We start from the raw sequence: 23,421 nt of genomic DNA, 5'->3' as shown, positions 1-23,421 counted from the left end.
AGACTTGCTCGTTTTTTGCGCAATTAGAGAATCGCAGGATGAAGCCGTTCACCTCCCGTTATCTGCTCCTTGTCGCATTTTCAATTCTGTTGGGCGCTTGCCACACTGCGCCGATGGTCGAAGCACCCGCGCCTGCCGCCCAGCCCTCCGGCTTCGAGCAGCTTGAGCAAAACATCGCCAGCAGCGAACTGGCCACTGCCGAAGATCAGTTGGCCGTTCTGCAAAAACAGATGCCGGATGATCCGCGGATTGAGCAGTACCAACGACAGTTGGCTGAGGCGTACTTGAAGCGCAGCCAGATTGTTCTTCAGAAAGGCGATGTCAACGCAGCCGCCACCGCGCTGAGCCGTGCACGGGTGCTGATGCCCAAAGCCCCGGCCTTGACCAGCGGCGTTAATGGCGCGATTGCCCAGGCGCGCAAGGCAGAGTTAGAGAAAGCCGAAGCCGATTTGAAGGCCGCTGAAGCCAAACGCATCGCAAAAGTCATCGACCCCACGGCTGAAAGCACGACCGTCGCGCTGAAAATCGGCAATATGCGTGAATTGCGTCGTCAGTTAGACGCGATTGCCGCCGATGTCACGGCCTTTGATTGCACCGTTGTGCTTCAGGTGCCCCGCACGGATGACTTCCAGTGGCTCGCAACCCTGCTGACCAAGCGCGTAACCAAAATCAATCCGGATTTTGAATTGCAGCTGGAGCGGCAGATTGACCGAAGCCAACCTGCCCACATGATCCTCAAGCCCGCGAAGTTGTAATTTCTATAGGTTATCGGGGGTCAGGCCGGAATCGCCTTTGCCTTCGGCTCCCGCGCCCATACCCTGTGTTGAGCGATTGCGGCGATAAATGGCTTGAACAGCTTGCCATTCTTGCCCACTAACAGCCCCTCGTCCGCTTCCAGGTGCAGAACGTCCAGCAACTGACTGGCTTCACCGCTCAAGGCAATGGCCTTCAGATGCTTGTACGCTTCCAACAAGAAGTGCAACGCCACACCATCGCTGCTCAGCGCCGTGACCGAATCAGCGCCGCCCGGTACAAACACGGCGTCGAACGCAACAGATGGCATGCCTTCCATTGAGGCGTCCACCGGCAGCGTTCTGCCATCCGCCGTAGTGACCGGTGCCGAGGTCGGCCCAAGTAACCTGGCGTGAGCGCCTTCGGCCTCCAAAGCCTTTTTCAGCGCGTCGATAGCCGCACCATCAACGCCGTTGGCAGCCAGAATCGCCACTTTGCGCGAAACGATGTCGCCCGACAGCAAGTTCACTTGGCTCAACGCCGGAGACTCGGTCACCGAAACCGCTTTAGCGGGAACAGTCCCGGCGGTGGGCGCAGAAAGGCCAAGGTTTGCAGCAACCCGGGAGGCCAATTGCAAATCAATGTTGGCCAGGATTTCATTGACCTGACGCTCACGAATCCACTCGCGGTCAACCTTGCCCAACTCGAAGCTGTACGCCGCGATGATGTGCTCTTTCTCGTGGTGGCTCATGCTGTTGAAAAACAACGTCGCCTGGGAGAAATGGTCAGAGAACGATTCGCTGCGGCGCCGCACCTTGTGTGCCTCCAGGCGCTCAGGGTAGGTTTCGAAGCCACCGTCTTGAGACGCAGACGGCGTTTCTTTCGGCCAACCGCTGTCGATTGAGTTGGGCTCGTACGAGGCCCGACCTTTGTCGATGGTCGTCCGGTGTTGCGCGTCGCGTTGATTGCTGTGATTGGGTGCCAGCGGACGGTTGATAGGAATCTCGTGAAAGTTTGGTCCACCGAGTCGGCTGATCTGCGTGTCGGTGTAGGAAAACAAACGGCCCTGTAGCAGCGGATCGTTGGAAAAGTCGATGCCGGGGACCATATGGCCTGGGCAGAACGCGACTTGCTCGGTCTCGGCGAAATAATTGTCCGGGTTGCGATTCAGCACCATTTTGCCCAGCGGCGTGACTGGCACCAGCTCTTCAGGAATGATCTTGGTCGGGTCGAGGATATCGAAGTCGAACGAATGTTCATCTTCTTCAGCAACGATTTGTACGCCAAGTTCCCATTCCGGATAGTCACCGGTTTCAATCGATTCCCACAAATCCCGGCGGTGGAAGTCGGTATCTTTGCCTGCCAGTTTCTGCGCCTCATCCCACAACAATGAGCAAACGCCGAATTTTGGCTTCCAGTGGAATTTGACGAAGGTTGACTTACCTTCAGCATTGATCAGGCGGAAGGTGTGAATGCCAAACCCCTGCATGGTCCGCAGGCTTTTCGGAATAGCGCGGTCAGACATGGTCCACAGCACCATGTGCGCCGACTCTGGCACCAACGAAACAAAATCCCAAAACGTGTCGTGGGCCGAGCCACCGGTTGGGATCTCATTGTGCGGTTCGGGTTTTACCGCATGTACAAAGTCTGGAAACTTGATCGCGTCTTGAATAAAGAATACCGGCATATTGTTGCCGACCAGGTCGAAATTGCCCTCATCCGTGTAGAACTTGACTGCAAAACCGCGGACGTCACGCACTGTGTCCCCAGAGCCCCGTGGCCCTTGCACGGTCGAAAAACGGGCAAAGACCGGGGTCTTTTTCCCTGGGTCCCGCAGAAAACCAGCCTTGCTCAGCAGCGCATGGTTTTCATAGGTCTGAAAATAACCGTGGGCGGCGGTGCCGCGCGCATGGACGATGCGCTCCGGAATCCGCTCATGGTCAAAGTGCGTGATTTTTTCACGCATGATGAAGTCTTCCAACAAGGACGGACCACGATCGCCAACCTTCAGGGTGTTCTGATTATCAGAAACCTTTACGCCCTGATTGGTGCGCAAGGCTTGCCCGGTGGCGTCGGATCGAAACTGCTCCAGGCTCTCGACTTTCTCATTGGTGTTGCCCCTATCCAATGTGTCAGTGCCGGCCAATTGGCTGTTTATGGTGTTGGGAGTAGCGGCAGTAGTGGTGTTTGTTATGGTCTTCTTCGTGGCCATCAGACTAAAACTCCTTGGACGCAGGTAACCCGCCGATCAGGTCGTCACGGGGCCAATCAGATTTGACTTTCCTGGCGCGTGTCTCAGGAAATTCAAATGCTTATTAATGACTGGCGCCCGTACTAACCGTTCCGTGTTTTCGCGACCTTCGGTCTGCCTGCATTTGCCGCCAAATCCGATTAGCTTTATTGCCGTTTCGTAGGTCTGGTAGCAAATTAATGCTAAGAACCTTGACCCGGACAGGCTAAAATGCGCGCCCGGCTTATCCAGCCGGCGCTCGCTGGTTGTAAGAACGCCTGAGCATTCGGCACTTTCACCACCCTTTTTTATTGCGCCCCCACAAGGTTCGCTACGTGATCGAGTTCCATAACGTCCACAAAACTTATCGGGTTTCAGGCCGGGAAATCCCGGCGCTGCACCCCACCAGCCTGCGGATCGAAGACGGCCAGGTATTCGGCCTGATCGGTCATTCCGGCGCGGGCAAAAGCACCTTGCTGCGGCTGATCAATCGTCTGGAAACCCCCAGCGGTGGGCAGATTGTCGTTGATGGCGAGGACGTCACTGCCTTTGATGCCACCGCGTTGCGCGGTTTTCGTCGGCAAGTCGGGATGATCTTCCAACACTTCAATTTGCTCTCGTCACGGACTGTTGCCGATAACGTCGGCATGCCGTTAACCCTGGCCGGGGACATGACCCGCAGCCAGATCGATACCCGCGTCGCCGAGTTGCTTGAACGAGTTGGTCTGTCGGACCATGCGAAGAAGTACCCAACTCAATTGTCTGGCGGACAAAAACAGCGCGTGGGAATCGCACGTGCGCTGGCGACCAAACCGAAAATCCTGCTGTGCGACGAAGCCACCAGCGCCCTTGACCCGCAAACCACAGCGTCGGTTTTGCAGCTACTGGCTGAAATCAACCGCGAGCTTAAACTGACCATCGTCTTGATCACCCATGAGATGGATGTCATCCGTCGCGTGTGCGACTACGTGGCGGTCATGGATGCCGGCAAGATCGTCGAGCAGGGCGCGGTGGCCGACGTGTTCCTGCATCCGCAACATCCGACCACCAAGCGTTTCGTGCAAGAAGACGAACAGGTTGATGAAGGCGAAATGCGTGATGACTTTGCCCATGTGCAAGGTCGTATTGTGCGTCTGACGTTCCAGGGCGAATCCACCTACGCGCCACTACTGGGCACCGTCGCCCGGGAAACCGGCGTCGATTACAGCATTCTTGCCGGACGCATTGACCGGATCAAAGACACCCCTTACGGACAGCTGACACTGGCTATTACCGGCGGTGACATGGAAGCGGCCTTTGCTCGCTTCACCGCTGCGGATGTTCATATGGAGGTGTTGCGCTAATGGACACGTTGATCAACCTGTTCTCCAATGTCGACTGGTACGAAATCTGGCTGGCGACCGGCGATACGCTGGTGATGCTCGGTATTTCCCTGGCCTTCACCGTACTGCTGGGTTTACCGCTGGGCGTCTTGATGTTCTTGACGTCACCACGCCAGTTGCTTGAAAACCGGCGGTTGTACGCCACCGTGGCGCTGTTGGTGAACATGCTCCGCGCCCTGCCCTTCATCATTTTGCTGATCGTGATGATGCCGCTGACCGAGCTGATCACGGGCACCTCGCTAGGCGTTCTTGGCACCTTGCCGCCGCTGGTAGCTGGCGCCACACCGTTCTTTGCGCGGCTGGTCGAGACCGCCTTGCGCGAAGTCGATAAAGGCATCATCGAAGCGACCCAGGCCATGGGCGCCACCACTCGGCAGATCATCATCAAGGCGCTGTTGCCAGAGGCACGTCCCGGCATCTTGGCTGCAGTGACCGTCACCGCCATCGCCCTGGTGTCATTTACCGCCATGGCCGGCGCGGTGGGTGCCGGAGGCCTCGGCGACCTGGCCATTCGTTATGGATATCAGCGCTTTCAGAACGATGTGATGTTCGTGACGGTCGTATTGCTATTGGTCCTGGTGCAGATCCTGCAAACCGTCGGCGACAAGCTGGTGGCGCATTTCACTCACCGATAGACCTGGACACCAAGACGCTCCTCCCCAAGAGGGTCTTTTCAATGGAGTTGATGCATGAAAAAGCTTCTAGCAGTGTTTGCCGCACTGATTGCCCTAAGCGCCCACGCCGATGAAACCCTGACCGTCGGCGCCTCAGCCGTGCCCCATGCAGAAATTTTAGAAGTGGTCAAACCGATGCTGGCCAAAGACGGCATCGATCTGCAAATTAAAGTGTTCAACGATTACATCCAGCCTAACGTGCAGCTCGCAGAGAAACGCCTGGATGCCAACTTCTTCCAGCACCAGCCTTATCTGGACGAGTTCAACAAGGGCAAGGGTACTGATCTGGTGGCCGTGGCCAAGGTCCACATTGAACCGTTGGGTGCTTACTCGAGCACCTATAAAAAAGTCGATGAGTTGCCAGACGGCGCTACCGTCGCCCTGCCAAACGACCCGACCAATGAAGGCCGCGCATTGTTGCTGTTGGCCAAGGGTGGCTTGATCACGCTTAAAGACCCGAGCAACATTTTGTCGACACCCAAAGACGTCTCTGGGAACCCCAAGGGTCTGAAGTTTCGCGAGCTGGAAGCCGCCACCTTGCCGCGCGTCCTTACCAGCATCGATTTGGCACTGATCAATACCAACTATGCGCTGGCGGTCAAACTTGATCCCACCAAAGATGCCTTGCTCATCGAAGGCAGCGACTCGCCGTACGTGAACATTTTGGTCGCACGTCCCGACAACCGTGATTCGATCCCGATGCAAAAACTGGTTGCCGCCTTGCACAGCCCGGAAGTGAAGCAATTCATCCTGGAAAAATATCAGGGCGCCGTGGTCCCGGCTTTTTAATCGTTCAATGGTTGGATTGGCGAACCTGCCGATAAATGGACACCGAGACCGTGCGCGGGCGAACAAGTTGGCTCTTATCAACAACGGCTAAGTCACTGAATCGGCATAAATTAAACGGTAGGAGCCAACTTGTTGGCGATGAAGCGCGAAGCGATCCCAAATGCCATACCCGGTTTTAACGGGAAGAAACCTACTCAATGAACCGCGACTGCTGCGCAGCCGATCGCGAACAAGTTCGCTCTTACAGGTTTCGTGTTTGCTGCGCGACAGCGCGGCGTCGAAAACGAGGCGGACCCTCCTACAGATAAGGTATACCCCGGTAAGCTTTTGATTCTGGATCTTGAAAAGCGGGGGCCTTCATTGTTCAGGCAGACCCAGCCCTGGGTTAGCTATTCCCGAACTAACAACCCCGGCAGTTGCTCGACCATTTTCTTGTCATTCAACGGCGAGCGGATGAAGCCGCGTTGGGTGCCGTCCGGGCCGAGCAGGGCGAGGTTGCCGCTGTGGTCGACGGTGTAGTTGGGTTTGCTGGTGTCAGCCGGGATGAACGGGATACTCACCGCATTGGCAAGTTTCGCGATGACATCGACTGGCGCGGTGAGCCCCATGAACGAAGGGTCGAAATAGCCCAGATACTGCTTGAGCTGCTGCGGCGTGTCGCGGTTGGGGTCGACGCTGACCAGGACGATTTGCAGCTTGCCGAGTACTTCTTTGGGCAATTCGCTTTTGATCTGACGCAGTTGCGCAAGCGTCGTTGGGCAAATATCCGGGCAGAAGGTGTAGCCGAAAAACAGCATCGTCCATTTGCCTTTCAACTCATCGATGGAAACCGTTTTGCCGTCCTGATCAGTCATCTTCAGGTCAGGGATACTTCGGCTGGTGGGCAACAAAATGATCCCGGCATCGATCATTGCCGTCGGATCACCTTGGCCTCTGTTAGATAGCACCTGATTCACCGTGAGGCCCAGAACCAGCGCCACCAGCGCAACCAAAATGAAAACCGTTTTTTGAACTCGAGTCATATTTTCAACAATAAGTAGTGGTCGACGAGCAACGCGATGAATAACAGAAACAAGTAGTAAATAGAGTACTTGAAGGTGTCGATGGCCGCGTGTGGTTTAACACCTCGGTACAGCACCCACGACATGTACAGAAACCGTGCGCCCAATCCCAACGCACACAGCAGATAAAGCATACCGCTCATGTGGATCACGTACGGCAGCAAGCTGACCGCCAATAGCACCAGCGTGTACAGCAGAATATGCACCTTGGTGTAGTGCTCGCCGTGGGTGACCGGCAGCATCGGAATGTCGGCCTTGGCGTATTCCTCCTTGCGGTGGATTGCCAGCGCCCAGAAGTGCGGCGGAGTCCAGGCGAAGATAATCAGCACCAGCAGCAGCGGCTCAGCGCCGACATGGCCGGTGATGGCGACCCAACCCAGCAAGGGTGGCGCGGCGCCTGCCAGGCCACCGATTACAATGTTCTGCGGCGTCGCCCGCTTCAAAAAGCCTGTGTAGACCACCGCGTAGCCCAGCAACGAAGCCAGTGTCAGCCAGGCTGTCAGCGGGTTAGTAAACGCCAGCAGCAGCGCTTGCCCCGCTACCGCCAGCAGCAAGGCGAAGGTTAACGCCGCAGCAGGTGTCACGCGGCCTTCGGCCAATGGCCGCTTCTTGGTACGAGCCATTACCGCGTCGATGCGCCGGTCTACCACATGGTTGACCACCGCCGCGCCGCCTGCGCAAAAGGCGATGCCCAGGTTGCCGAACACCAGCACGGTCCACGGCACGCCCGCGCGGGTGGCCAGAAACATACCGACCAGCGAGGTGATGAGCATCAACACCACCACCTTGGGTTTGGTCAATTCCAGGTAGTCGCGCCAAATAGCCTGGCTGTGTTGCTCACGTAACAGAGAAGCCACGGCATCCCTCCTTATCGTAATAATCTGTGCCCGATTGCCGTGCCCGGCTGTTTGTCTGGATGCAGCCCTTGTCCCTGATGCCGCGCTGCAAAGCTATGCCCAGGTGCAGCCTTGACTGCCCACCCAAGCGCGGATCGCACGCGATAGTTCACTAGCGTCAGGGTCAACATCAACGCTGCACCGCCCGCGTTATGGGCCACCGCAATCGGCAGTGGCAGATGGAAAATCACATTGCTAATGCCCAACGCCACTTGCACGGCCAGCGCCAGGACCACCAACCAAGCCATGATTTTAAGGCCGGCACGGTTCAATTGCCACGCCAGCGCCAATAACACCCCAGTCACTAGCATTGCGCCCAACCGATGGGTGAGATGAATCGCCGTGCGCGCGTCGCTGTCCAGCTGCCCACCCAGGTAATTCGGGCCAATGTGCTGAGTCAGACGGAAACCATTGACGAAGTCGGCCTTGGGCCACCATTGACCATGGCAGGTTGGCAAGTCGGCGCACGCGATCGCAGCGTAGTTGGAACTGACCCAACCACCGAGGGCGATTTGCGCCGCCACCAAGACCAACCCCAACGCGGCCAAATGACGTAACCGCACGGGCAATTGCGGCAACGGGGCGAACGCACCCGAGAGACGCAGGGTTAGCAAGAACAACAAACTTAAGGTCGCGACTCCACCCAGCAAATGCGCGGTGACCACCTGCGGCCACAGCTTGAGCGTCACCGTCCACATGCCAAACGCAGCCTGGAAAACCACCACACCGAGCAACAGCATCGGCAACATAAAGGGCTGCCCTTGCTGATGGCGCCGCCGCACCGCTTTCGCCGCCAGCAATATGATCATCAAAGCCAAGCTGCCGGCGAAGTAGCGATGCACCATCTCATTGCGGCCTTTATGCGGCTCAACCGGCGTGTCGGGAAAGTGAAGTTCAGCATGGGCCAGTTGCGCCTCGCTGCTGGGCACGCTGATAAACCCGTAACAGCCGGGCCAGTCCGGACAACCCAGCCCGGCGTGGGTCAGCCGGGTGTAGGCACCGAGCAACACCACGACCAGCGCAAGCAGTGTGGCAAGGAAAGCGAGGCGAAATCCAGGTCTGGCCATGGCGATGCCCTATCCGATGTTCGACAGTTTCAACAATTGGCGTAGATCGTTGAGCAGGTCCTTGCCGTTGACCTTGGCGTCGTAACGCAGCACAAGGTTGCCGTGGGGATCGACGATCCATAGTTGTGGCGCTTCAACGCCCGGTGCGGCTTTGTTGTACAGCGACAAGTCCAGCGGGTAGCGCTGCAATTTGGGGTATTCACGGGTCAACTTGGCGGTGTACGCCGCATCCAGCGGCCGAGCGGTGGCCAGACCGTGGCTGGCCCGAGCAGCGTCCTGACCCAAACCGATATTCAGCTGGCGAGCCAGGTACACCAGATGTTGGCAATCGGCCTCGCAGCCTTGGGGCGCACTCACCAAAAGCTGCCAGCGGTTTTCGTCTGCCTGCACCCCAAGTTCGTCGCGGCTCTGACCATTGCCGATCATTTCGCCGTGAAAGCTGCGGCTGTCCGGCACCCAGAACTGCAGCTTGTACATGCCGGTCGCGAGGATCATCGGGCCGACTGCGATAAGCGCCACCAGAAGCAGCTGCAGGCGTCCTTTACGGCGCGATTGCAGCGGGCGTGCTTCAGACATGTTGGGTTGATTCATGGCTCGTTCCATGGTTTTTCTCCTTGGCGTTGCGATATCCGAGGTACAGAAACAGTCCGAACAGCGCCGCCGCCATGGCAAACCACTGGACGGCATAACCGAGGTGCTTCTCCGGGCCCATGGCAACCACTGGCCAGTCCAATTGATACGCCGCGACTCCTGGCTCCAGTCGCAGTTCATCGGCAAACCCTTCGCGCCCGAGTTCGGTCCACAATTTTTCCGGATCGATCGCGGTGACCAATCGTGGCCAAGGCGCGCCCACCGGATCGGCCCCCAACTGAAACGTCGCCGCAGACGGCACATACACCCATGCATTCAGGCTCAGCACTTGCTCGGGCGTGGTGAACACCGGCGGCACGCGTCGATCAGGCCAAGGCAGCCAGCCGCGGTTGACCCACAGCCACAGCCCGCTGGCCTGATCATGAAAGGGTTGAATCAGCTCGATACCGCCACGGCCGCCACGGGTGCTGTTGTCCAGCATCAGGCTGTGTGCAGGGTCAAACTGACCGCGCAGTAGTACGCGTCGATAAGTGGGGTCGGCGGTTTGTTCCAGCTGGGTGCTGGCGATGGGTTCAGCGGCGCGGCGCTCGGCGTAATTGGCCAGCAATACGCGTTTTTCCTCGCCACGATCGAGCTGCCAAAAGCCAAGAAATATCAGCAGCGGCAGCAGCAGCAAGACCACCACGGTAGGGAGCACGCCCGGTTGAAAACGCTTCATGGCGCCTCCGAATCGACGCATCGGCGAGTAGCTATACTGTTCGGCATCCAGTCCCCCCCGACGCACTGTGGAGTTGCATCATGCTCAAAGCGGCGATTGTTCTAATGCTCATTGCCACGATGATCAGCCTGTTCAGCGGCCTGTTTTTTCTTGTGAAGGACGACAGCAGCTCCAACCGGGTGGTAAAGGCCTTGACCGTTCGTGTCTGCCTGGCCGCAATCACCGTCATCCTGATAGCCTGGGGCTTCTACAGTGGGCAGCTGGTGTCCCATGTGAATTGGTAAGTCCTCCAGCAGCACCGAGTGGTCCCTCGCCAACACGTTGGCTCTTGCAGAGTTCCGGTGCCTACAGCACATAAACGAAGACAAACAAGCCAATCCACACCACGTCGACAAAGTGCCAATACCAGCTGGCCGCCTCGAAGCCGAACTGATGCTCAGCGTCGAAATGCCCGCGCATTATTCGCATCAACATTACAAACAGAATGATCGTGCCGATGGTGACGTGAGCGCCGTGGAACCCGGTGAGCATGAAGAACGTCGCGCCGTAGATGCCCGAACCCAAGGTCAGGCCAAGCTCGTGATACGCCTCTCGATACTCCATGGCCTGCAACGTCAAAAAGCCCCAACCCAGCAAAATAGTGATCGCCAGCCAGACTTTTAGCGCGCCACGATGACCCTTTTTCAACGCGTGGTGAGCGATGGTCACTGTGGCGCTGGAGCTGACCAGCAAGATGGTATTGATCAATGGCAGGTGCCACGGATTGACCACTTCTTTAGGGCCGGGAAACAGCTTCGGATCGGGCGGATTCAACAGCGGCCAAGTGTAATGAAAGTTCGGCCAAAGCATGTGCGCTACACCTTTTGAGCCTTCGCCGCCAAGCCATGGACCCGCCCAGGTACGCACGTAGAACAGGGCACCAAAAAAGGCCACGAAGAACATCACTTCCGAGAAGATGAACCAGCTCATGCCCCAACGGAACGAGCGGTCCATCTGCGCGCTGAACAACCCCGAGCGGCTTTCCTTGATTACCGTGCCGAACCAACCAAACAGCATGTAGGCCAGCAGCAGTCCGCCGACAGAAAAGATCAGCGGCCCGTGGGATTCGGAGTGTGCTGCTTTCATGTCGTTGAACCACGTACCGAGGCCAAACATGGTGGTGAACATGCCCACTGTGGCAATTATCGGCCACTTGCTTTGCGCGGGAACGTAGTAATGCTCGTGCCTTGCCATTTTATTGTTCTCCTTATCGGGCGCCCGGACTGCTCAAAGTGCTAGCTGCTTAGGGCTTAGCCGCCATTGCTTGCTACTTTAGCTACCGGTGGCGAGCGAGCGGTGATGTCGAACAGCGTGTAACCCAGCGTTAGTTGTTTCACGTCTTTGGGCAAAGCCCGGTCGAGGATGAAACGCACCGGCATCTCGATGCGCTCGCCCGGCTGCAAAGTTTGTTGGGTAAAACAGAAGCACTCGGTCTTGTGGAAATACACCGCGACTTCACCCGGGGAAATACTCGGAATCGCCTGCGCTTTCATCACATGGTCGGTGGGGTTATGTGCCACGAACAACATCTCGTTGACCGCCCCAGGGTGTACGTCCAGCACTTCATTTTTGGGGTAGAAATCCCAACTCATGTCCACGTTATTGCTCGATAGAAACTGCACCCGCACTTGGCGGCTTAGGTCAACCACTTGCGAACCTTCGTATCTGTCGCCGGTTTTGCCGTTAATCCCCAGCGCTTTGCACATCACGTCGTACAGCGGCACCAGAGCAAAACCAAACGCAAACATCGCCACCACCAACAACAACAGGCGGATGACCAGGCGTCTGATAGAGCGCTGTTCGTTCATCTCATTCCACTTCTGGCGGCGTGCTGAACGTGTGATACGGCGCGGGTGACGGAATGCTCCATTCCAATCCCTCGGCACCATCCCACGGCTTGGCGGGCGCAGGCTCGCCGCCACGAATGGTCTTGATCACGATAAACAGGAAGAAGATCTGTGTGGCGCCAAAGGTGAACGCGCCAATCGACGAGACCATGTTGAAGTTGGCAAATTGCAGGTTGTAGTCCGGAATTCGCCGTGGCATACCCGCCAGCCCAAGGAAGTGCATGGGGAAAAAAGCGACGTTCATGCCGATGAAAGACAGCCAGAAATGCAACTTGCCCAGGGTTTCGTCATACATATGGCCGGTCCATTTCGGCAGCCAGTAATAGGCCGAGGCGAAGATGCCGAAAATAGCACCCGGCACCAACACGTAATGGAAGTGCGCCACTACAAAGTAGGTGTCCTGATACTGAAAGTCGGCCGGTGCGATGGCCAGCATCAGCCCGGAAAATCCGCCGATGCTGAACAGAATCACAAACGCCACGGCGAACAGCATCGGCGTCTCAAATGTCAGCGATCCCTGCCACATGGTGCTGACCCAGTTGAACACTTTTACCCCGGTGGGCACGGCGATCAGCATGGTGGCGTACATGAAGAACAACTCGCCCACCAACGGAATGCCGACTACAAACATGTGGTGCGCCCAGACGATGAACGAGAGGAAGGCTATACTCGCCACCGCATAGACCATCGAGGTGTAGCCGAATAACGGCTTACGGGAAAACGTTGGAATGATCGAACTGACCGCGCCAAACGCTGGCAGGATCATGATGTACACCTCGGGGTGACCGAAGAACCAAAACACGTGCTGGAACAACACCGGGTCGCCGCCACCTGCCGCGCTGAAAAAGCTGGTGCCAAAGTGAATGTCCATCAACATCATGGTTACGCAACCTGCCAGCACCGGCATCACCGCAATCAACAGGAACGCAGTGATCAGCCAGGTCCAGACAAACAGCGGCATTTTCATCAAGGTCATGCCGGGCGCGCGCAGGTTGAGAATAGTCGCGATCACGTTGATCGCACCCATGATCGAGCTGATACCCATCATATGGATGGCAAAGATGAAAAACGTCACGCTTTGCGGCGCATACGTCGTCGACAGTGGCGCATAGAACGTCCAGCCGAAGTTCGGGCCACCACCGGGCATGAACAGCGTCGAGACCAACAGCAGGAACGCCGCTGGTAGCAGCCAGAAACTGAAGTTGTTCATCCTCGGCAACGCCATGTCTGGCGCGCCGATCATCAGCGGGATCATCCAGTTGGCGAGGCCGACAAAGGCTGGCATCACCGCACCAAAGACCATCACTAGGCCGTGCATGGTCGTCATCTGGTTAAAGAAGGCAGGCTCGACAATTTGCAGACCGGGCTGGAACAATTCGGCGCGAATGACCATGGCAAACGAGCCGCCCAGCAAGAACATGCAGAAGCTGAACCATAGGTACAGCGTGCCGATGTCTTTGTGGTTGGTCGTCAGTACCCAACGCATCAGTCCCTTCGCGGGGCCGTGGGCGTGGTCATCAGCATGGCCGACATGGCCATGGTCATCGATCACTGCACTCATGATCTGTCTCCTGCGAAACCGTCTGCGAAACGATGTGAGCGCGCCATGGACGAGGTCATTTCGCGTCCGCCTGTTTCAAAGCCAACACGTCTTTGGGCGTGACCATGTCGCCCTTGTTGTTGCCCCAGGCATTGCGCTCGTAAGTAACCACTGCGGCGATGTCGACCTCTGAAAGCTGTTTACCGAACGCGGCCATCGCCGTGCCCGGTCGACCGTGGAACACCGTATTGAGGTGGCCCTCTTTCGTACCGGTGACTGTTTTCGAGCCTTTCAGCGCCGGGAACATTGGCGGCAGGCCCTGACCTTCGGCTTGGTGACAGGCCACGCAAGTGGTGTGATAAACCTTATCGCCACGCGCCACCAGTTCATCCAGCGTCCAGTCTTTACTGGTCAGTTCTTTCAGCTTAGCGCTTTCGACTTTGCGCTCCGCCAGCCAAGTGTCGAAGTCCGCCTGGGTTTTGGCCACTACCACAATGGGCATGAAGCCGTGGTCTTTGCCGCACAGTTCCGAACACTGGCCGCGGTAGGTTCCGGGCTTGTCGACGCGGGTCCAGGCCTCGTTGACGAACCCTGGAATGGCGTCACGCTTCACCGCAAACGCGGGTACCCACCATGAGTGAATAACGTCAGCGGCGGTCACCAGAAAACGAATTTTCTTGCCCACCGGAATCACCAGCGGCTGGTCGACTTCCAGTAGGTAATTTTCGCCTTTGGCTTCTTTGTTGTGGATCTGCTCGGTAGGCGTCGCCAAGTTGCTGAAGAACTCGACGTCTTGTCCCAAATATTTGTAATGCCACTTCCACTGGTAGCCGGTGATCTGGATATCAATATCCGACGCACCGGTGTCATACATTCTGATCATGGTCCGGGTAGCCGGGATGACCATCACAATCAGAATCAAGAGCGGCACAATCGTCCAAAGAATCTCGATTTTAGTGCTCTCATGAAACTTGGCGGCCACTTGGCCAGTGGAGCGCCGGTGAAGCATCATCGACCAGAACATTGCACCAAACACCACGACGCCGATCACCACACATATCCACAAGATGGCCATGTGCAGATCGAATATTTCGTGGCTGACTTCAGTCGCTCCAGGCGCCATATTCATTGTCCAGGCGGCCTGCGCCTGGTTGAATACTGACCACAACAGGAGGCCCATCCAGACATGTGGATGTCGCATCATTGCGGGTTCCCCTTATCGTTCTTGTTATCCCGCCAGCTTTCACGATCACCTGCGGCCAAGGGAGCGGCTGTCAAGAATGGGCTTGACCACCGGGGCCAGGGCTGCGAATGCAGTCGGGCGTTGCCAGCTAATCTTCCTTCAGACCCGAGTATAGACAGCGCCTCGGACCTCGCAATGTGAGGACGTAAAAACTCGTTAGCTGGCTAAATTGTCAATTAAGGACTATGACGGGCGCACGAGTTAGTCCCGCTGTGGCTCCGCTTATATAAGTCATCCACATAAATATGAATTTGTTATGACAAATGCGTCTGAGGAATTTTTATAAGCAGGCTACCGTATGGCTTCGTTTTGCTTTTTGCCTTAATTGACTACGTTCAGGAGTTTTCATGAACACCGCCGCTTTGCGCGAGCAGATTCAACATGCGCTTCACCTTGAGGCCGAGACCGGCCAATTGTCGCGTCAGCTTGAAACTCAGTTGCCCCACCTACACCCAGCCATTGACCTTCCAGAAGTGGACGCGAAGGGCGTTTTGACACGTTTTGTTGCAGCTTATATCGAGCTTGTTCCTGATCTGCTCGACGCCGCCAATGAAGTGGCCATCGAAGCAGGTATCGAAAACCAGATCAAGCCAGTGCTAAAAATTGCCGAGCAATTTTTTCTTCAACCGCCAGCAATTTTGACCGGCCACCAAGGCCTTGACGGTTTGCTCGACGAAGCCTACCTGGCCCATCGCCTGGTCGAAGAGGTTAACGATCTCTACATCAAACATTTTGGCCAACCGCTGATTCCGTCGAACACCACCGTGGCGAGCGTCATTGCCCACCAGTTGATCGGTGAAGCGTTTGCCAACCAGCTGGACGAAGCCGTGCACCACGCGGTAGACCAAATGCTCGATGAGGAGGGTTTCGCGCTAGAGTCCGTCGAAGCCTATCGAGAGAAGCTGAAAAGCCCGGAGACCGAAGCGGCATGGAAGCGTTGGCCAAGTCTGTCGCGCCAACTGGGCGTCGGGCTTGATCTCAACCAACCGTAAATCCTGTAGTAACTCCCACCAAGCGCAGGACTCAGGGCCGACGTCGTGCGCAGTTTTCCACTACGTGATTAGAACCTCGACTTCGGGGTTGCAACCGGGATCGGGTGCAATCCGTCGAGCGGCAGAAAGCAATCCTGCTCAGCGTCGTAAGCGAGAATGTCGCTGGTTTCGATGCTGTAGACCCAGCCGTGAATAAACAACTGACCGCTGGCCATTCTTGAGGCAACGGACGGGTGTGTGCGCAAATGTTGCAGCTGCGCGATCACGTTTTCCTGGGTCAGGATGTGCATACTTTCCTGCTCATCAGCACAATGGCAATTGTCCTCGACCACGGTCTTTGCTACTTCGGCATGCCGCAGCCAGCCCTTGACCGTGGGCATTTTTTCAAGGGTTTGTGGATTAAGCACGGCACGCATGGCACCGCAATCAGAATGCCCGCAAATAATGATGTGCTGAACACCCAGCGCGATCACCGCGTATTCAATGGCGGTGGAAACACCGCCGTTCATTTGGCCATATGGTGGAACAACGTTGCCGACGTTGCGGGTCACGAACAAATCGCCGGGCGAGCTTTGGGTGATCAGCTCCGGCACGATGCGCGAGTCAGCGCAGGCAATAAACATCGCACGCGGGCGCTGGACCGTCGCCAGGCTTTTGAAAAGCGCTTCCTGCTTTGGAAAGACTTCGTGACGAAAATGCAGGAAGCCGTCAACGATATGTTGAAGCGCTGCCTCGGCGCTTTCCGCTTCTGGCAAGGCATTGGCCGGCGCAGCCAACGGCTGTTTATCAGTGCCGCTCATAGTCATCGTCTCCATGCTAGCGTGACCGACTGGCCACCTCGATTGGATCATAGCTGATTAAACTTAATTGAAACTAGTTATGCACTCCGTGCGATGCAACGGTGCGAAATTTCACACGGTTTGTATCATTTCTGACAGAGACAAGAGAGCCGGAGACGCTTACTGTTTAAACAGGAAGCGGGTTTGATAATCAGGCAACGCTACCGATTTATTAATTCTGAATAATGAGGCAATTTGATGGCTATTTACGAAGTTCGCTTGTCGACTGAAGACCTTGAAAACGATATGAGTCCAGAGGTGCTGGTCGAGTTCTATGATAAAAATGAATTAGAGTATGTTGCGTCGGTTTCCAGCTCGAAGAAAGACGGCGTCCTCGACAAAGTCTCTGGCGAGACTGACATTGATGGCGAAGCGGGATACACCAAAGCAGACGACGAGATAATGATAAGCCTGGCTACTGCTTTCTCGAAAATTAAATTTGTATGACCCCGCGTTAATTCGCCAATGCTAATGCGTTGGCGAGAAACATGACTATCCGAACATAAACGTAATCTTTTATAGGAGCTGCCGCAGGCTGCAATAACCGGCAAGAACTTCGGCGGGTATAGTTTTCGGACGCACCCCGGTCTTCGGCTTCTCCTATAAATACTACAACAAAGACATCTGTCCACCTGGTGGGCAAAACGCGTCGCAATCCAGGATAAAACTCTCGCGATTGTTAAGGCCCAGGCGCTTCACCGCCTTGCTGTAACGCTGCGCCAATAAATCGGCAAATGGTCCTTCACCGCGCATCCGAACGCCGAAGCGACTGTCATACACTTCGCCACCTCGAACCTGTCGGATCAAGCTCATGACATGGGCAGCCCGTTGTGGGTAGTGCGCTTGTAGCCACTCCTCAAACAGCGGCGCGACCTCCAGTGGCAAACGCAGCATCACGTAACTCGCGCTTAAGGCGCCAGCTGCCTTGGCCTCACTCAGCAGGCTTTCCAGTTCGCTGTCATTGATCATCGGGATCATCGGTGCGCACAACACACCGACCGGAACACCCGCCTCGCGCATGACCCGAATAGCTCTCAACCGTGCTTTGGGCGCCGCAGCACGCGGTTCAAGGATGCGCTTTAGCTCATCATCAAGGGTCGTCAGACTGATGAATACCGACACCAGTCGCTGCTTGGCCAGTTCAGCCAACAGATCCAGATCACGCAAAATCAACGAGCCTTTGGTGATGATCGTCACCGGATGCCGGTAACGCAGCAACACCTCAAGCGTCGCCCGAGTAATTTTGTATTCGCGCTCAATCGGCTGATAGGGATCGGTATTTGAGCCGAGGGTAATCGGCGCGCAACGATAGCCCGGCTTGGACAACTGCTGCTCCAGCACCGCCGCCGCGTTAGTCTTGGCGATCAATTTGGTTTCAAAATCCAGCCCTGGTGACATGTCCCAATAGGCGTGGCTGGGCCGTGCATAGCAGTAAATACAACCGTGCTCACAGCCTCGATATGGGTTTATTGAGCGGTCGAAGGGAATATCCGGTGAGGTGTTGCGGGTGATGATGGTCTTTGCTGTTTCGCTACGGACCTCAGTGCCCTGAGTCATCGGCACCTCTTGGTACCAACCATCGTCCTCGGCCACGGAGCGATTGGGCGCAAAGCGGTTATGCGGGTTGCTGGCGGTGCCTCGACCACGGGGCGGAAGGGAGATAGACATGAGGATTTTCCCTGTACTGTTTATACATACAGTACAGCGGAAACGTGACTTTCTCCAACTGTCTGTCAGAAAAGACCTCTGGCCTGATAGGCGGCAGCCATAAAATTAGTAGAAAACTTTCATCAGCTCTTGGAATTATCCGTAAGGCTTGTAACTAATTTCACGTCACACATTGAAACTACCTAGATCCTACAAGCGATATAAATTCATCTATTGTTTTTTTGCGATGTTGAAAAAGACACAGCTCTTTCATCGCTTTCTTAGAACCATACCTCAGACTTTGAAAAGGATTTCAACGTGAATCACCTCTCCACCATCAGCGCCCTATTGGGCGGCTCACTTATGTCGATTGCATTGACCGCTCACGCGAACGCTCCGTTTGCGGCCAAAGACAAATCATTTGATCAATACTCCTGGGTAACCACTCATAACTCGTACGAAAAAATTAACCAGAACCTCGCCGAAATACCCCGCCAACTACGAGACGGTGTACGGGGCTTTATGCTAGACATTTATTCATACGACACGCCACGGCCAGCGGAAGTTCTTAGGGTGTGCCATAAGACCATTGCATGTTATGGACCATGGTCGAATCAGCTTAAAAATGAGTTTATCCCTTTCCTCAAGAGCAATCCGACGGAAGTGGTCACTATTTTTTTGGAAACCTATGCAGAACGAAAGCACTTGCAGACGGTGTTCGAAACCATTCCAGAGTTGGCCGACTATAGCTTCAACCCCAAAAATTTTTCCGGCAGCAATTGGCCTACGCTCGGCGAAATGGCGGAAAAGAACAATCGGCTTATTCTTTTTACCAACCGGGCCAACACCAGTGGCGACTACATCGTTAACGGAAAAACCATCACTGTTTTGGATGAAGGTCATTGGGTGGTATCCAATAAATGGGATTCGCTGGGTGCGTCGGTGTTCACCCATGATTGGTCGTGCCCCCCACGAAACCAAGACTTGCCAGTCACCACGGAAAAGGTCAATCCAGACACAAAAAAGGACTCTTGGAATCGTCTGTTCCTGATGAACCAATTCCACAGCTTCATTTCGACCGTTACTGATTCGGCGGCTAAAGACAACAACCTGACCTACCTCGCTCGCCGTGTTCAGACCTGCGGTAAGACGCCCAATTTTATCGGTATCAACAACTATCAAAACGGTGACACAACGCCGTATACCAAAGCGTTAAGCGAAGGCGGCATTTATTTCTGGGAAGGGAACAACGCGGATCCCAAACAGGATGCTGTGTGTGTCGTTCCTCGCGGCCAAACCACATTGAGTCTTCCAGCTCGAGGCTGCGAAAATGACGAAGCACGCTCCCTGACGCTGTCGGGCATGGCCAAGGGCACCCGAATCACAGTGTTTGACAGCCGCGACGGTGATCGCAACGATGATTACACCGTTGTGCATCTTAAACGGAACATTGACATCAACGAACGCGTTGTACTTCCCTCTTTTGAAATCGATAGGAATACCGCTACCTATAAAGTAGTGAATTTCCGAAACAATGGCCTGGACGGTAAAGTCTCCAGAATCGTCGTTGACGGACCCGCTCCGGAGAATTTACCTCCCGTCATGATGATGTACGAAGGTAATAATGTTTCGCAGAATCGGGTGTGTACGGTACCCCTTAACGCCCGTGACAGTTTCAACATGAAGTCGCACAAGTACGGTTGCCGCAATGACGAAGTCAGGTCGATGAAAATCTTCAAGGCAACCAAAGGGTCAAGAATGGTGTTCGCCGGTAACCCCAGTGGAAGTCACAACCAAGGTGTCACTGAGATTACGATTTTGAAGGATATTGACTTCCCGGTTCCGATCAATTCGTTCGATAGGTCGTTCACCAATGAATACGTTCGTGTGGAACACCGCGGTAACAGTATCGATGGGAAAATTTCCCACATTCAGGTTCACCATGAAGGCCTTTCGTCAAAACAGCATGCTGCCGGAGTGGCTAGCTTCTAACATTTAAAATGCGGCCCGCTGCTCGGGCCGCATTTAACGTCAATGCTAGTTGTGCTGCGTGACCTGCCCCAGGTCATCGCTTGACGTCGTTTTCAAATCATCCTTACGCTGCTTTTCGATGTCCCCCACTTTTACCATTCCAGCCTGATTGCCCCAACTGGTGCGAATAAAATTCACTACATCCGCCACTTGTTGGTTGGACAGTCGCCAGGCAAAGGCGGGCATCGTAAAGTCTGACGGTGCCGTGTGGGTGGCCGCCAACGTGCCGCCTTTAAGGACGAGATTTATCAACGACGCCGCGTCTTCAGACTGCACTACCGGGTTGCCGGCCAGCGCCGGGAACACTCGGGTATAACCCTGACCGTCGGTACGGTGGCACGCTGAGCAGTTATCGACATACACCGCAGCCCCCGCTTTGCTGTCGTCACCTTTCCATAAGGCTTTGGCGACCGTTTCGTCAGACGTCTGTGGTTTATCGTTGGGATCGTTCGCGGGCAGGGATTTCAAGTACCGAGCAATAGCCGTCAGATCTTCGTCGCTCATGTACTGCATGCTGTGCACGACCACGTCGGTCATGCCACCAAACACGGCGCTGTGATCACTACGACCGGTCTTGAGAAATTGCACCAACTGGCCTTCCGACCAACTGCCCAAGCCGTCTTTGTGGTCGCCGCGCAGGCTTTTTGCAATCCAGCCTTCCAACGGCGCGCTGCCAGACAAGTACGCTGAACCTTCACTCGCGCGGAGGGCTTTCTCCTGCATGCTGATGGCGCGGGGGGTGTGGCATGCGCCGCAGTGCCCAAGGCCTTCGACCAAGTAAGCGCCACGACTGACCACGGCATCCTGTGCAGCAGGGGCCTGATAATCCTCGACCGCCGGCGCGAACATCCAGCGCCATCCGGTCAACGGCCAGCGCATGCTCAACGGCCATGGAATATCCACCTCTTTGTTGTCCTGCACCACCGGTACGACGCCTCTCATGAAGTACGCGTAAAGCGCATGCATATCGTCTTCTTTTACCCGTGCATAGGACGGGTAGGGCATGGCTGGGTACAGCGTGCTGCCCGCTTTTGAAACCCCGTGGCGTACCGCTTTGTCGAAATCCGCAAAGCTGTATTCGCCAATGCCGGTTTTATCCGGAGTGATATTGGTCGAATAAATAGTGCCGATGGGTGTTTCCATGGGTAGGCCACCGGCGAACGGCTTGCCACCCTTGGCCGTGTGGCAGGCCACGCAGTCACCGGCGCGCGCCAGGTATTCACCTTGTTTGATCAGCGCCGCATCTGAGTCGTCAGCAGCAAAAACCGGTGTGCCGAAACACACGACCAAGGTCGCGATAAACAGACTTTTCATGATCATCGCTCCTTAAGCCTGAACCAGCGGGCCAGGGTTCTTCAGGTACTGTTCACGGATGGCCTTGGCCGACCAATAGGTCAGGGCGGCGACTAGACCTGTGGGGTTGTAGCCCAAGCCCTGTGGGAAAGCGGACGCGCCAGGCACAAACACGTTATGCACGTCCCAACACTGCAGATAGCGATTGATCACACTGGTTTTCGGGTCGGTGCCCATGATCGCGCCGCCGTTGAGGTGAGTCGTCTGGTACGCCGCCGTATTAAAGTGATCACCGACCTTTTTGCCCAGCTGGGCAATGGTTTTAGGGTTCATGGCTTCGGCAACTTTGGTCAACTTCGAGACCATGAACTGGTTCATCTTGATGTCGTTCTCTTGCCAGTCGAAGGTCATGCGTAACAATGGCTGACCGTAAGAGTCGCGATACGTCGGATCAAGATCGAGGTAATTTCCTCGGTACGATTGATGTGCGCCGTGGGCGTCCATCGACACTTGATGCGAGTAAAAGTCAGCAGTGGTACGCTTCCAGGCACTGCCCCAAGCTGGAGTGCCCGGTGGGTTGGACGTACCGGCAATCGGCCGGCTGCCGGCCTGGTTGACCCACATCGGTGAACCGCCAACGAAACCATGGGGCCCATGGTCGAAGTTATCGGCGTTAAAGTCGTCTATCGCCACGCCTGCGCCACCGGCACCAATGAAGTTGTTGGTGTATACGTCCTTGTCGAAGAACGCCTTGATGGTCGCCATGTTCTGGTAAGCGAAGTTTTTGCCGACTACTCCTTCGCCCGTTATCGGGTTATACGGCTTGCCAATACCGGACAACAGCAACATTCGTACGTTGTTGAACTGGAAAGAGCCCAGAATAACCAGGTCCGCGGGTTGCTCCAGCTCCCGGCCTTGGGCATCGACATAAGTCACCCCGGTGGCTTTGGTCTTGCTGCTGTCGAGGTTGATCCGCAGCACGTGGGCATTAGCGCGGAGCTCGAAGGTCGGCACCTGTTTGAGCGCCGGTAGAATATTCACGTTGGGCGACGCTTTGGAATACATGTAGCAGACGTAGCCGCTGCAAAATCCGCAAAAATTACACGGCCCCATCTGCGCGCCGTACGGGTTGGTATAAGGCCCGGAGGTATTGGCTGACGGCAAATCGTATGGTTTGTAGCCAACCGCGCCGGCAGCCGCATGAAACAGTTGCGCGGAGTAGGTTCTTTTCTGTGGCACCAGCGGGAAATGATCGGAGCGATCAGGCGCATAGGGATTGCCCGGCCCGACATGCTGGCCCTTGACGGTAAACGCCTGCCCAGACGTGCCGAATACTTTTTCGGCGAAGTCGAAGTGGGGTTCCAGCTCTTCATAGCTGACCCCGAAATCCTGAATGGTCATGTCCTTGGGGATAAAACTTTTGCCATAGCGCTCTTCGTAATGGCTGCGCATGCGCAACTCAATCGGATCGACCCGAAAATGCACGCCCGACCAGTGCAAACCCGCGCCGCCCACCCCGTTGCCCGGCAAGAACGCGCCAAGCTGACGATTAGGCAGGGCCACATCATTGACGCTGTGGCGGATGGTCACGGTTTCTTTGGAGATGTCCTGAAACAGCTTCTTGCGCACGCTGTAGGTCAGTTCGTCGATCACTTGTGGGTAATTGCCGTCTGGATAGGTGTCCTGCATCGGCCCGCGTTCCAGCGCCACGACATTGAGACCCGCCTCGGTGAGTTCCTTGGCCATGATGGCGCCGGTCCAGCCGAAGCCGATGATGACTGCATCGACCTTCTTCATTACGGTTGCCATG

At 55.8% G+C, this 23,421-nt stretch carries 22 protein-coding genes; 8 read left to right on the top strand and 14 right to left on the bottom strand.

Going from position 1 to position 23,421, the window contains the following annotated elements; genetic code table 11:
• Positions 1–38 precede the first annotated feature (38 nt).
• Positions 39–755 (top strand): PA5502 family lipoprotein, encoded by a 717-nt coding sequence (locus JWR17_RS09250; protein WP_299830503.1) that lies wholly within the window; start codon positions 39–41, stop codon positions 753–755.
• 20 nt (positions 756–775) lie between these two features.
• Here JWR17_RS09250 and katE read toward each other — a convergent pair whose 3' ends face one another.
• Complete coding sequence (gene katE / locus JWR17_RS09245) at positions 776–2,944, bottom strand: catalase HPII (protein ID WP_299830501.1); 2,169 nt, start codon at positions 2,942–2,944, stop codon at positions 776–778.
• Between the two features lie 353 nt (positions 2,945–3,297).
• Here katE and JWR17_RS09240 point away from each other — a divergent pair, with 353 nt between their 5' ends.
• The 3 genes from JWR17_RS09240 to JWR17_RS09230 are packed head-to-tail and all read left to right on the top strand — an operon-like array spanning position 3,298 to position 5,807.
• Positions 3,298–4,305, top strand: coding sequence for a methionine ABC transporter ATP-binding protein (locus JWR17_RS09240; protein ID WP_299830499.1), 1,008 nt, complete (start codon positions 3,298–3,300; stop codon positions 4,303–4,305).
• Entirely contained in the window at positions 4,305–4,979 is a 675-nt protein-coding gene (locus JWR17_RS09235; protein WP_299830497.1) for a methionine ABC transporter permease, read from the top strand. The genes JWR17_RS09240 and JWR17_RS09235 overlap by 1 nt, the downstream gene beginning before the upstream one ends.
• 54 nt (positions 4,980–5,033) lie before the next feature.
• Entirely contained in the window at positions 5,034–5,807 is a 774-nt protein-coding gene (locus JWR17_RS09230; RefSeq protein WP_299830495.1) for a MetQ/NlpA family ABC transporter substrate-binding protein, read from the top strand.
• A 389-nt stretch (positions 5,808–6,196) separates the two neighbouring features.
• Here JWR17_RS09230 and JWR17_RS09225 read toward each other — a convergent pair whose 3' ends face one another.
• From JWR17_RS09225 to JWR17_RS09205, 5 genes are read right to left on the bottom strand one after another with little or no spacing between them, the layout of a single operon-like run.
• Entirely contained in the window at positions 6,197–6,829 is a 633-nt protein-coding gene (locus JWR17_RS09225) for an SCO family protein (RefSeq protein WP_299830493.1), read from the bottom strand.
• A complete protein-coding gene (gene cyoE, locus JWR17_RS09220) occupies positions 6,826–7,725 on the bottom strand; it encodes a heme o synthase (RefSeq protein WP_299830492.1) in 900 nt (299 codons plus the stop codon). Before cyoE ends, JWR17_RS09225 begins: the two co-directional genes overlap by 4 nt.
• An 11-nt stretch (positions 7,726–7,736) precedes the next feature.
• Entirely contained in the window at positions 7,737–8,831 is a 1,095-nt protein-coding gene (locus tag JWR17_RS09215) for a heme A synthase (RefSeq protein WP_299830490.1), read from the bottom strand.
• Between the two features lie 9 nt (positions 8,832–8,840).
• Positions 8,841–9,434: a hypothetical protein gene (locus JWR17_RS09210; protein WP_299830488.1), complete on the bottom strand. Its 594-nt coding sequence runs from the start codon at positions 9,432–9,434 to the stop codon at positions 8,841–8,843.
• Positions 9,400–10,140, bottom strand: coding sequence for an SURF1 family protein (locus JWR17_RS09205; protein ID WP_299830486.1), 741 nt, complete (start codon positions 10,138–10,140; stop codon positions 9,400–9,402). The genes JWR17_RS09210 and JWR17_RS09205 overlap by 35 nt, the downstream gene beginning before the upstream one ends.
• Positions 10,141–10,220: 80 nt before the next feature.
• Here JWR17_RS09205 and JWR17_RS09200 point away from each other — a divergent pair, with 80 nt between their 5' ends.
• Positions 10,221–10,424 (top strand): twin transmembrane helix small protein, encoded by a 204-nt coding sequence (locus tag JWR17_RS09200; protein WP_299830484.1) that lies wholly within the window; start codon positions 10,221–10,223, stop codon positions 10,422–10,424.
• Positions 10,425–10,485: 61 nt separating this feature from the next.
• Here JWR17_RS09200 and JWR17_RS09195 read toward each other — a convergent pair whose 3' ends face one another.
• Genes JWR17_RS09195 through coxB form a run of 4 tightly spaced genes read right to left on the bottom strand, consistent with a single transcriptional unit; the run spans position 10,486 to position 14,770 of the window.
• Positions 10,486–11,373, bottom strand: coding sequence for a cytochrome c oxidase subunit 3 (locus JWR17_RS09195; protein WP_299830482.1), 888 nt, complete (start codon positions 11,371–11,373; stop codon positions 10,486–10,488).
• A gap of 56 nt (positions 11,374–11,429) precedes the next feature.
• Positions 11,430–11,987, bottom strand: a complete 558-nt coding sequence (locus tag JWR17_RS09190) for a cytochrome c oxidase assembly protein (protein ID WP_299830480.1) — start codon at positions 11,985–11,987, stop codon at positions 11,430–11,432.
• A 1-nt stretch (position 11,988) separates the two neighbouring features.
• Positions 11,989–13,587 (bottom strand): cytochrome c oxidase subunit I, encoded by a 1,599-nt coding sequence (gene ctaD / locus JWR17_RS09185; protein ID WP_299830478.1) that lies wholly within the window; start codon positions 13,585–13,587, stop codon positions 11,989–11,991.
• Positions 13,588–13,642: 55 nt separating this feature from the next.
• Positions 13,643–14,770 carry a cytochrome c oxidase subunit II gene (gene coxB / locus JWR17_RS09180; RefSeq protein WP_299830476.1) on the bottom strand — a complete coding sequence of 376 codons (1,128 nt, stop codon included), beginning with the start codon at positions 14,768–14,770 and terminating at the stop codon, positions 13,643–13,645.
• 386 nt (positions 14,771–15,156) lie between these two features.
• On the opposite strand from coxB, the gene JWR17_RS09175 reads away from it, so the two are divergent.
• Positions 15,157–15,801: a hypothetical protein gene (locus JWR17_RS09175; protein ID WP_299830474.1), complete on the top strand. Its 645-nt coding sequence runs from the start codon at positions 15,157–15,159 to the stop codon at positions 15,799–15,801.
• A 68-nt stretch (positions 15,802–15,869) separates the two neighbouring features.
• Here the strand turns inward: JWR17_RS09175 and JWR17_RS09170 are convergent, their stop codons facing one another.
• The gene (locus tag JWR17_RS09170) at positions 15,870–16,601 is read right to left on the bottom strand and encodes a carbonic anhydrase (RefSeq protein WP_299830472.1); all 732 of its coding nucleotides are present in this window, start codon (positions 16,599–16,601) and stop codon (positions 15,870–15,872) included.
• 237 nt (positions 16,602–16,838) lie between these two features.
• Between JWR17_RS09170 and JWR17_RS09165 the strand changes: the two genes are divergently transcribed.
• Complete coding sequence (locus JWR17_RS09165) at positions 16,839–17,087, top strand: hypothetical protein (protein WP_299830470.1); 249 nt, start codon at positions 16,839–16,841, stop codon at positions 17,085–17,087.
• Positions 17,088–17,249: 162 nt separating this feature from the next.
• Here the strand turns inward: JWR17_RS09165 and JWR17_RS09160 are convergent, their stop codons facing one another.
• Positions 17,250–18,308 (bottom strand): PA0069 family radical SAM protein, encoded by a 1,059-nt coding sequence (locus JWR17_RS09160; protein ID WP_299830468.1) that lies wholly within the window; start codon positions 18,306–18,308, stop codon positions 17,250–17,252.
• Between the two features lie 297 nt (positions 18,309–18,605).
• Between JWR17_RS09160 and JWR17_RS09155 the strand changes: the two genes are divergently transcribed.
• Positions 18,606–20,279: a hypothetical protein gene (locus JWR17_RS09155; protein ID WP_299830466.1), complete on the top strand. Its 1,674-nt coding sequence runs from the start codon at positions 18,606–18,608 to the stop codon at positions 20,277–20,279.
• A 45-nt stretch (positions 20,280–20,324) separates the two neighbouring features.
• Here JWR17_RS09155 and JWR17_RS09150 read toward each other — a convergent pair whose 3' ends face one another.
• Complete coding sequence (locus tag JWR17_RS09150) at positions 20,325–21,632, bottom strand: cytochrome c (RefSeq protein ID WP_299830465.1); 1,308 nt, start codon at positions 21,630–21,632, stop codon at positions 20,325–20,327.
• A gap of 12 nt (positions 21,633–21,644) precedes the next feature.
• Entirely contained in the window at positions 21,645–23,420 is a 1,776-nt protein-coding gene (locus tag JWR17_RS09145) for a GMC family oxidoreductase (RefSeq protein WP_299830463.1), read from the bottom strand.
• Position 23,421: the final 1 nt, after the last annotated feature.

The sequence above is a fragment of the Pseudomonas sp. genome (assembly GCF_028293835.1).
In the GTDB taxonomy this organism is placed as follows: Bacteria; Pseudomonadota; Gammaproteobacteria; order Pseudomonadales; family Pseudomonadaceae; genus Aquipseudomonas.
Note: the sequence above shows the minus strand (reverse complement) of the source record. Positions and strands in the feature narration are given on the sequence as shown.

Excerpts from the sequence above, each read along its gene's own strand:
- JWR17_RS09250 (WP_299830503.1), top strand. The coding sequence starts at position 39 with ATGAAGCCGTTCACCTCCCGTTATCTGCTCCTTGTCGCATTTTCAATT.
- katE (WP_299830501.1), bottom strand. The coding sequence starts at position 2,944 with ATGGCCACGAAGAAGACCATAACAAACACCACTACTGCCGCTACTCCC.
- JWR17_RS09235 (WP_299830497.1), top strand. The coding sequence starts at position 4,305 with ATGGACACGTTGATCAACCTGTTCTCCAATGTCGACTGGTACGAAATC.
- JWR17_RS09230 (WP_299830495.1), top strand. The coding sequence starts at position 5,034 with ATGAAAAAGCTTCTAGCAGTGTTTGCCGCACTGATTGCCCTAAGCGCC.
- JWR17_RS09225 (WP_299830493.1), bottom strand. The coding sequence starts at position 6,829 with ATGACTCGAGTTCAAAAAACGGTTTTCATTTTGGTTGCGCTGGTGGCG.
- JWR17_RS09215 (WP_299830490.1), bottom strand. The coding sequence starts at position 8,831 with ATGGCCAGACCTGGATTTCGCCTCGCTTTCCTTGCCACACTGCTTGCG.
- JWR17_RS09210 (WP_299830488.1), bottom strand. The coding sequence starts at position 9,434 with ATGGAACGAGCCATGAATCAACCCAACATGTCTGAAGCACGCCCGCTG.
- JWR17_RS09205 (WP_299830486.1), bottom strand. The coding sequence starts at position 10,140 with ATGAAGCGTTTTCAACCGGGCGTGCTCCCTACCGTGGTGGTCTTGCTG.
- JWR17_RS09200 (WP_299830484.1), top strand. The coding sequence starts at position 10,221 with ATGCTCAAAGCGGCGATTGTTCTAATGCTCATTGCCACGATGATCAGC.
- JWR17_RS09195 (WP_299830482.1), bottom strand. The coding sequence starts at position 11,373 with ATGGCAAGGCACGAGCATTACTACGTTCCCGCGCAAAGCAAGTGGCCG.
- JWR17_RS09190 (WP_299830480.1), bottom strand. The coding sequence starts at position 11,987 with ATGAACGAACAGCGCTCTATCAGACGCCTGGTCATCCGCCTGTTGTTG.
- ctaD (WP_299830478.1), bottom strand. The coding sequence starts at position 13,587 with ATGAGTGCAGTGATCGATGACCATGGCCATGTCGGCCATGCTGATGAC.
- coxB (WP_299830476.1), bottom strand. The coding sequence starts at position 14,770 with ATGATGCGACATCCACATGTCTGGATGGGCCTCCTGTTGTGGTCAGTA.
- JWR17_RS09175 (WP_299830474.1), top strand. The coding sequence starts at position 15,157 with ATGAACACCGCCGCTTTGCGCGAGCAGATTCAACATGCGCTTCACCTT.
- JWR17_RS09170 (WP_299830472.1), bottom strand. The coding sequence starts at position 16,601 with ATGAGCGGCACTGATAAACAGCCGTTGGCTGCGCCGGCCAATGCCTTG.
- JWR17_RS09165 (WP_299830470.1), top strand. The coding sequence starts at position 16,839 with ATGGCTATTTACGAAGTTCGCTTGTCGACTGAAGACCTTGAAAACGAT.
- JWR17_RS09160 (WP_299830468.1), bottom strand. The coding sequence starts at position 18,308 with ATGTCTATCTCCCTTCCGCCCCGTGGTCGAGGCACCGCCAGCAACCCG.
- JWR17_RS09150 (WP_299830465.1), bottom strand. The coding sequence starts at position 21,632 with ATGAAAAGTCTGTTTATCGCGACCTTGGTCGTGTGTTTCGGCACACCG.
- JWR17_RS09145 (WP_299830463.1), bottom strand. The coding sequence starts at position 23,420 with ATGGCAACCGTAATGAAGAAGGTCGATGCAGTCATCATCGGCTTCGGC.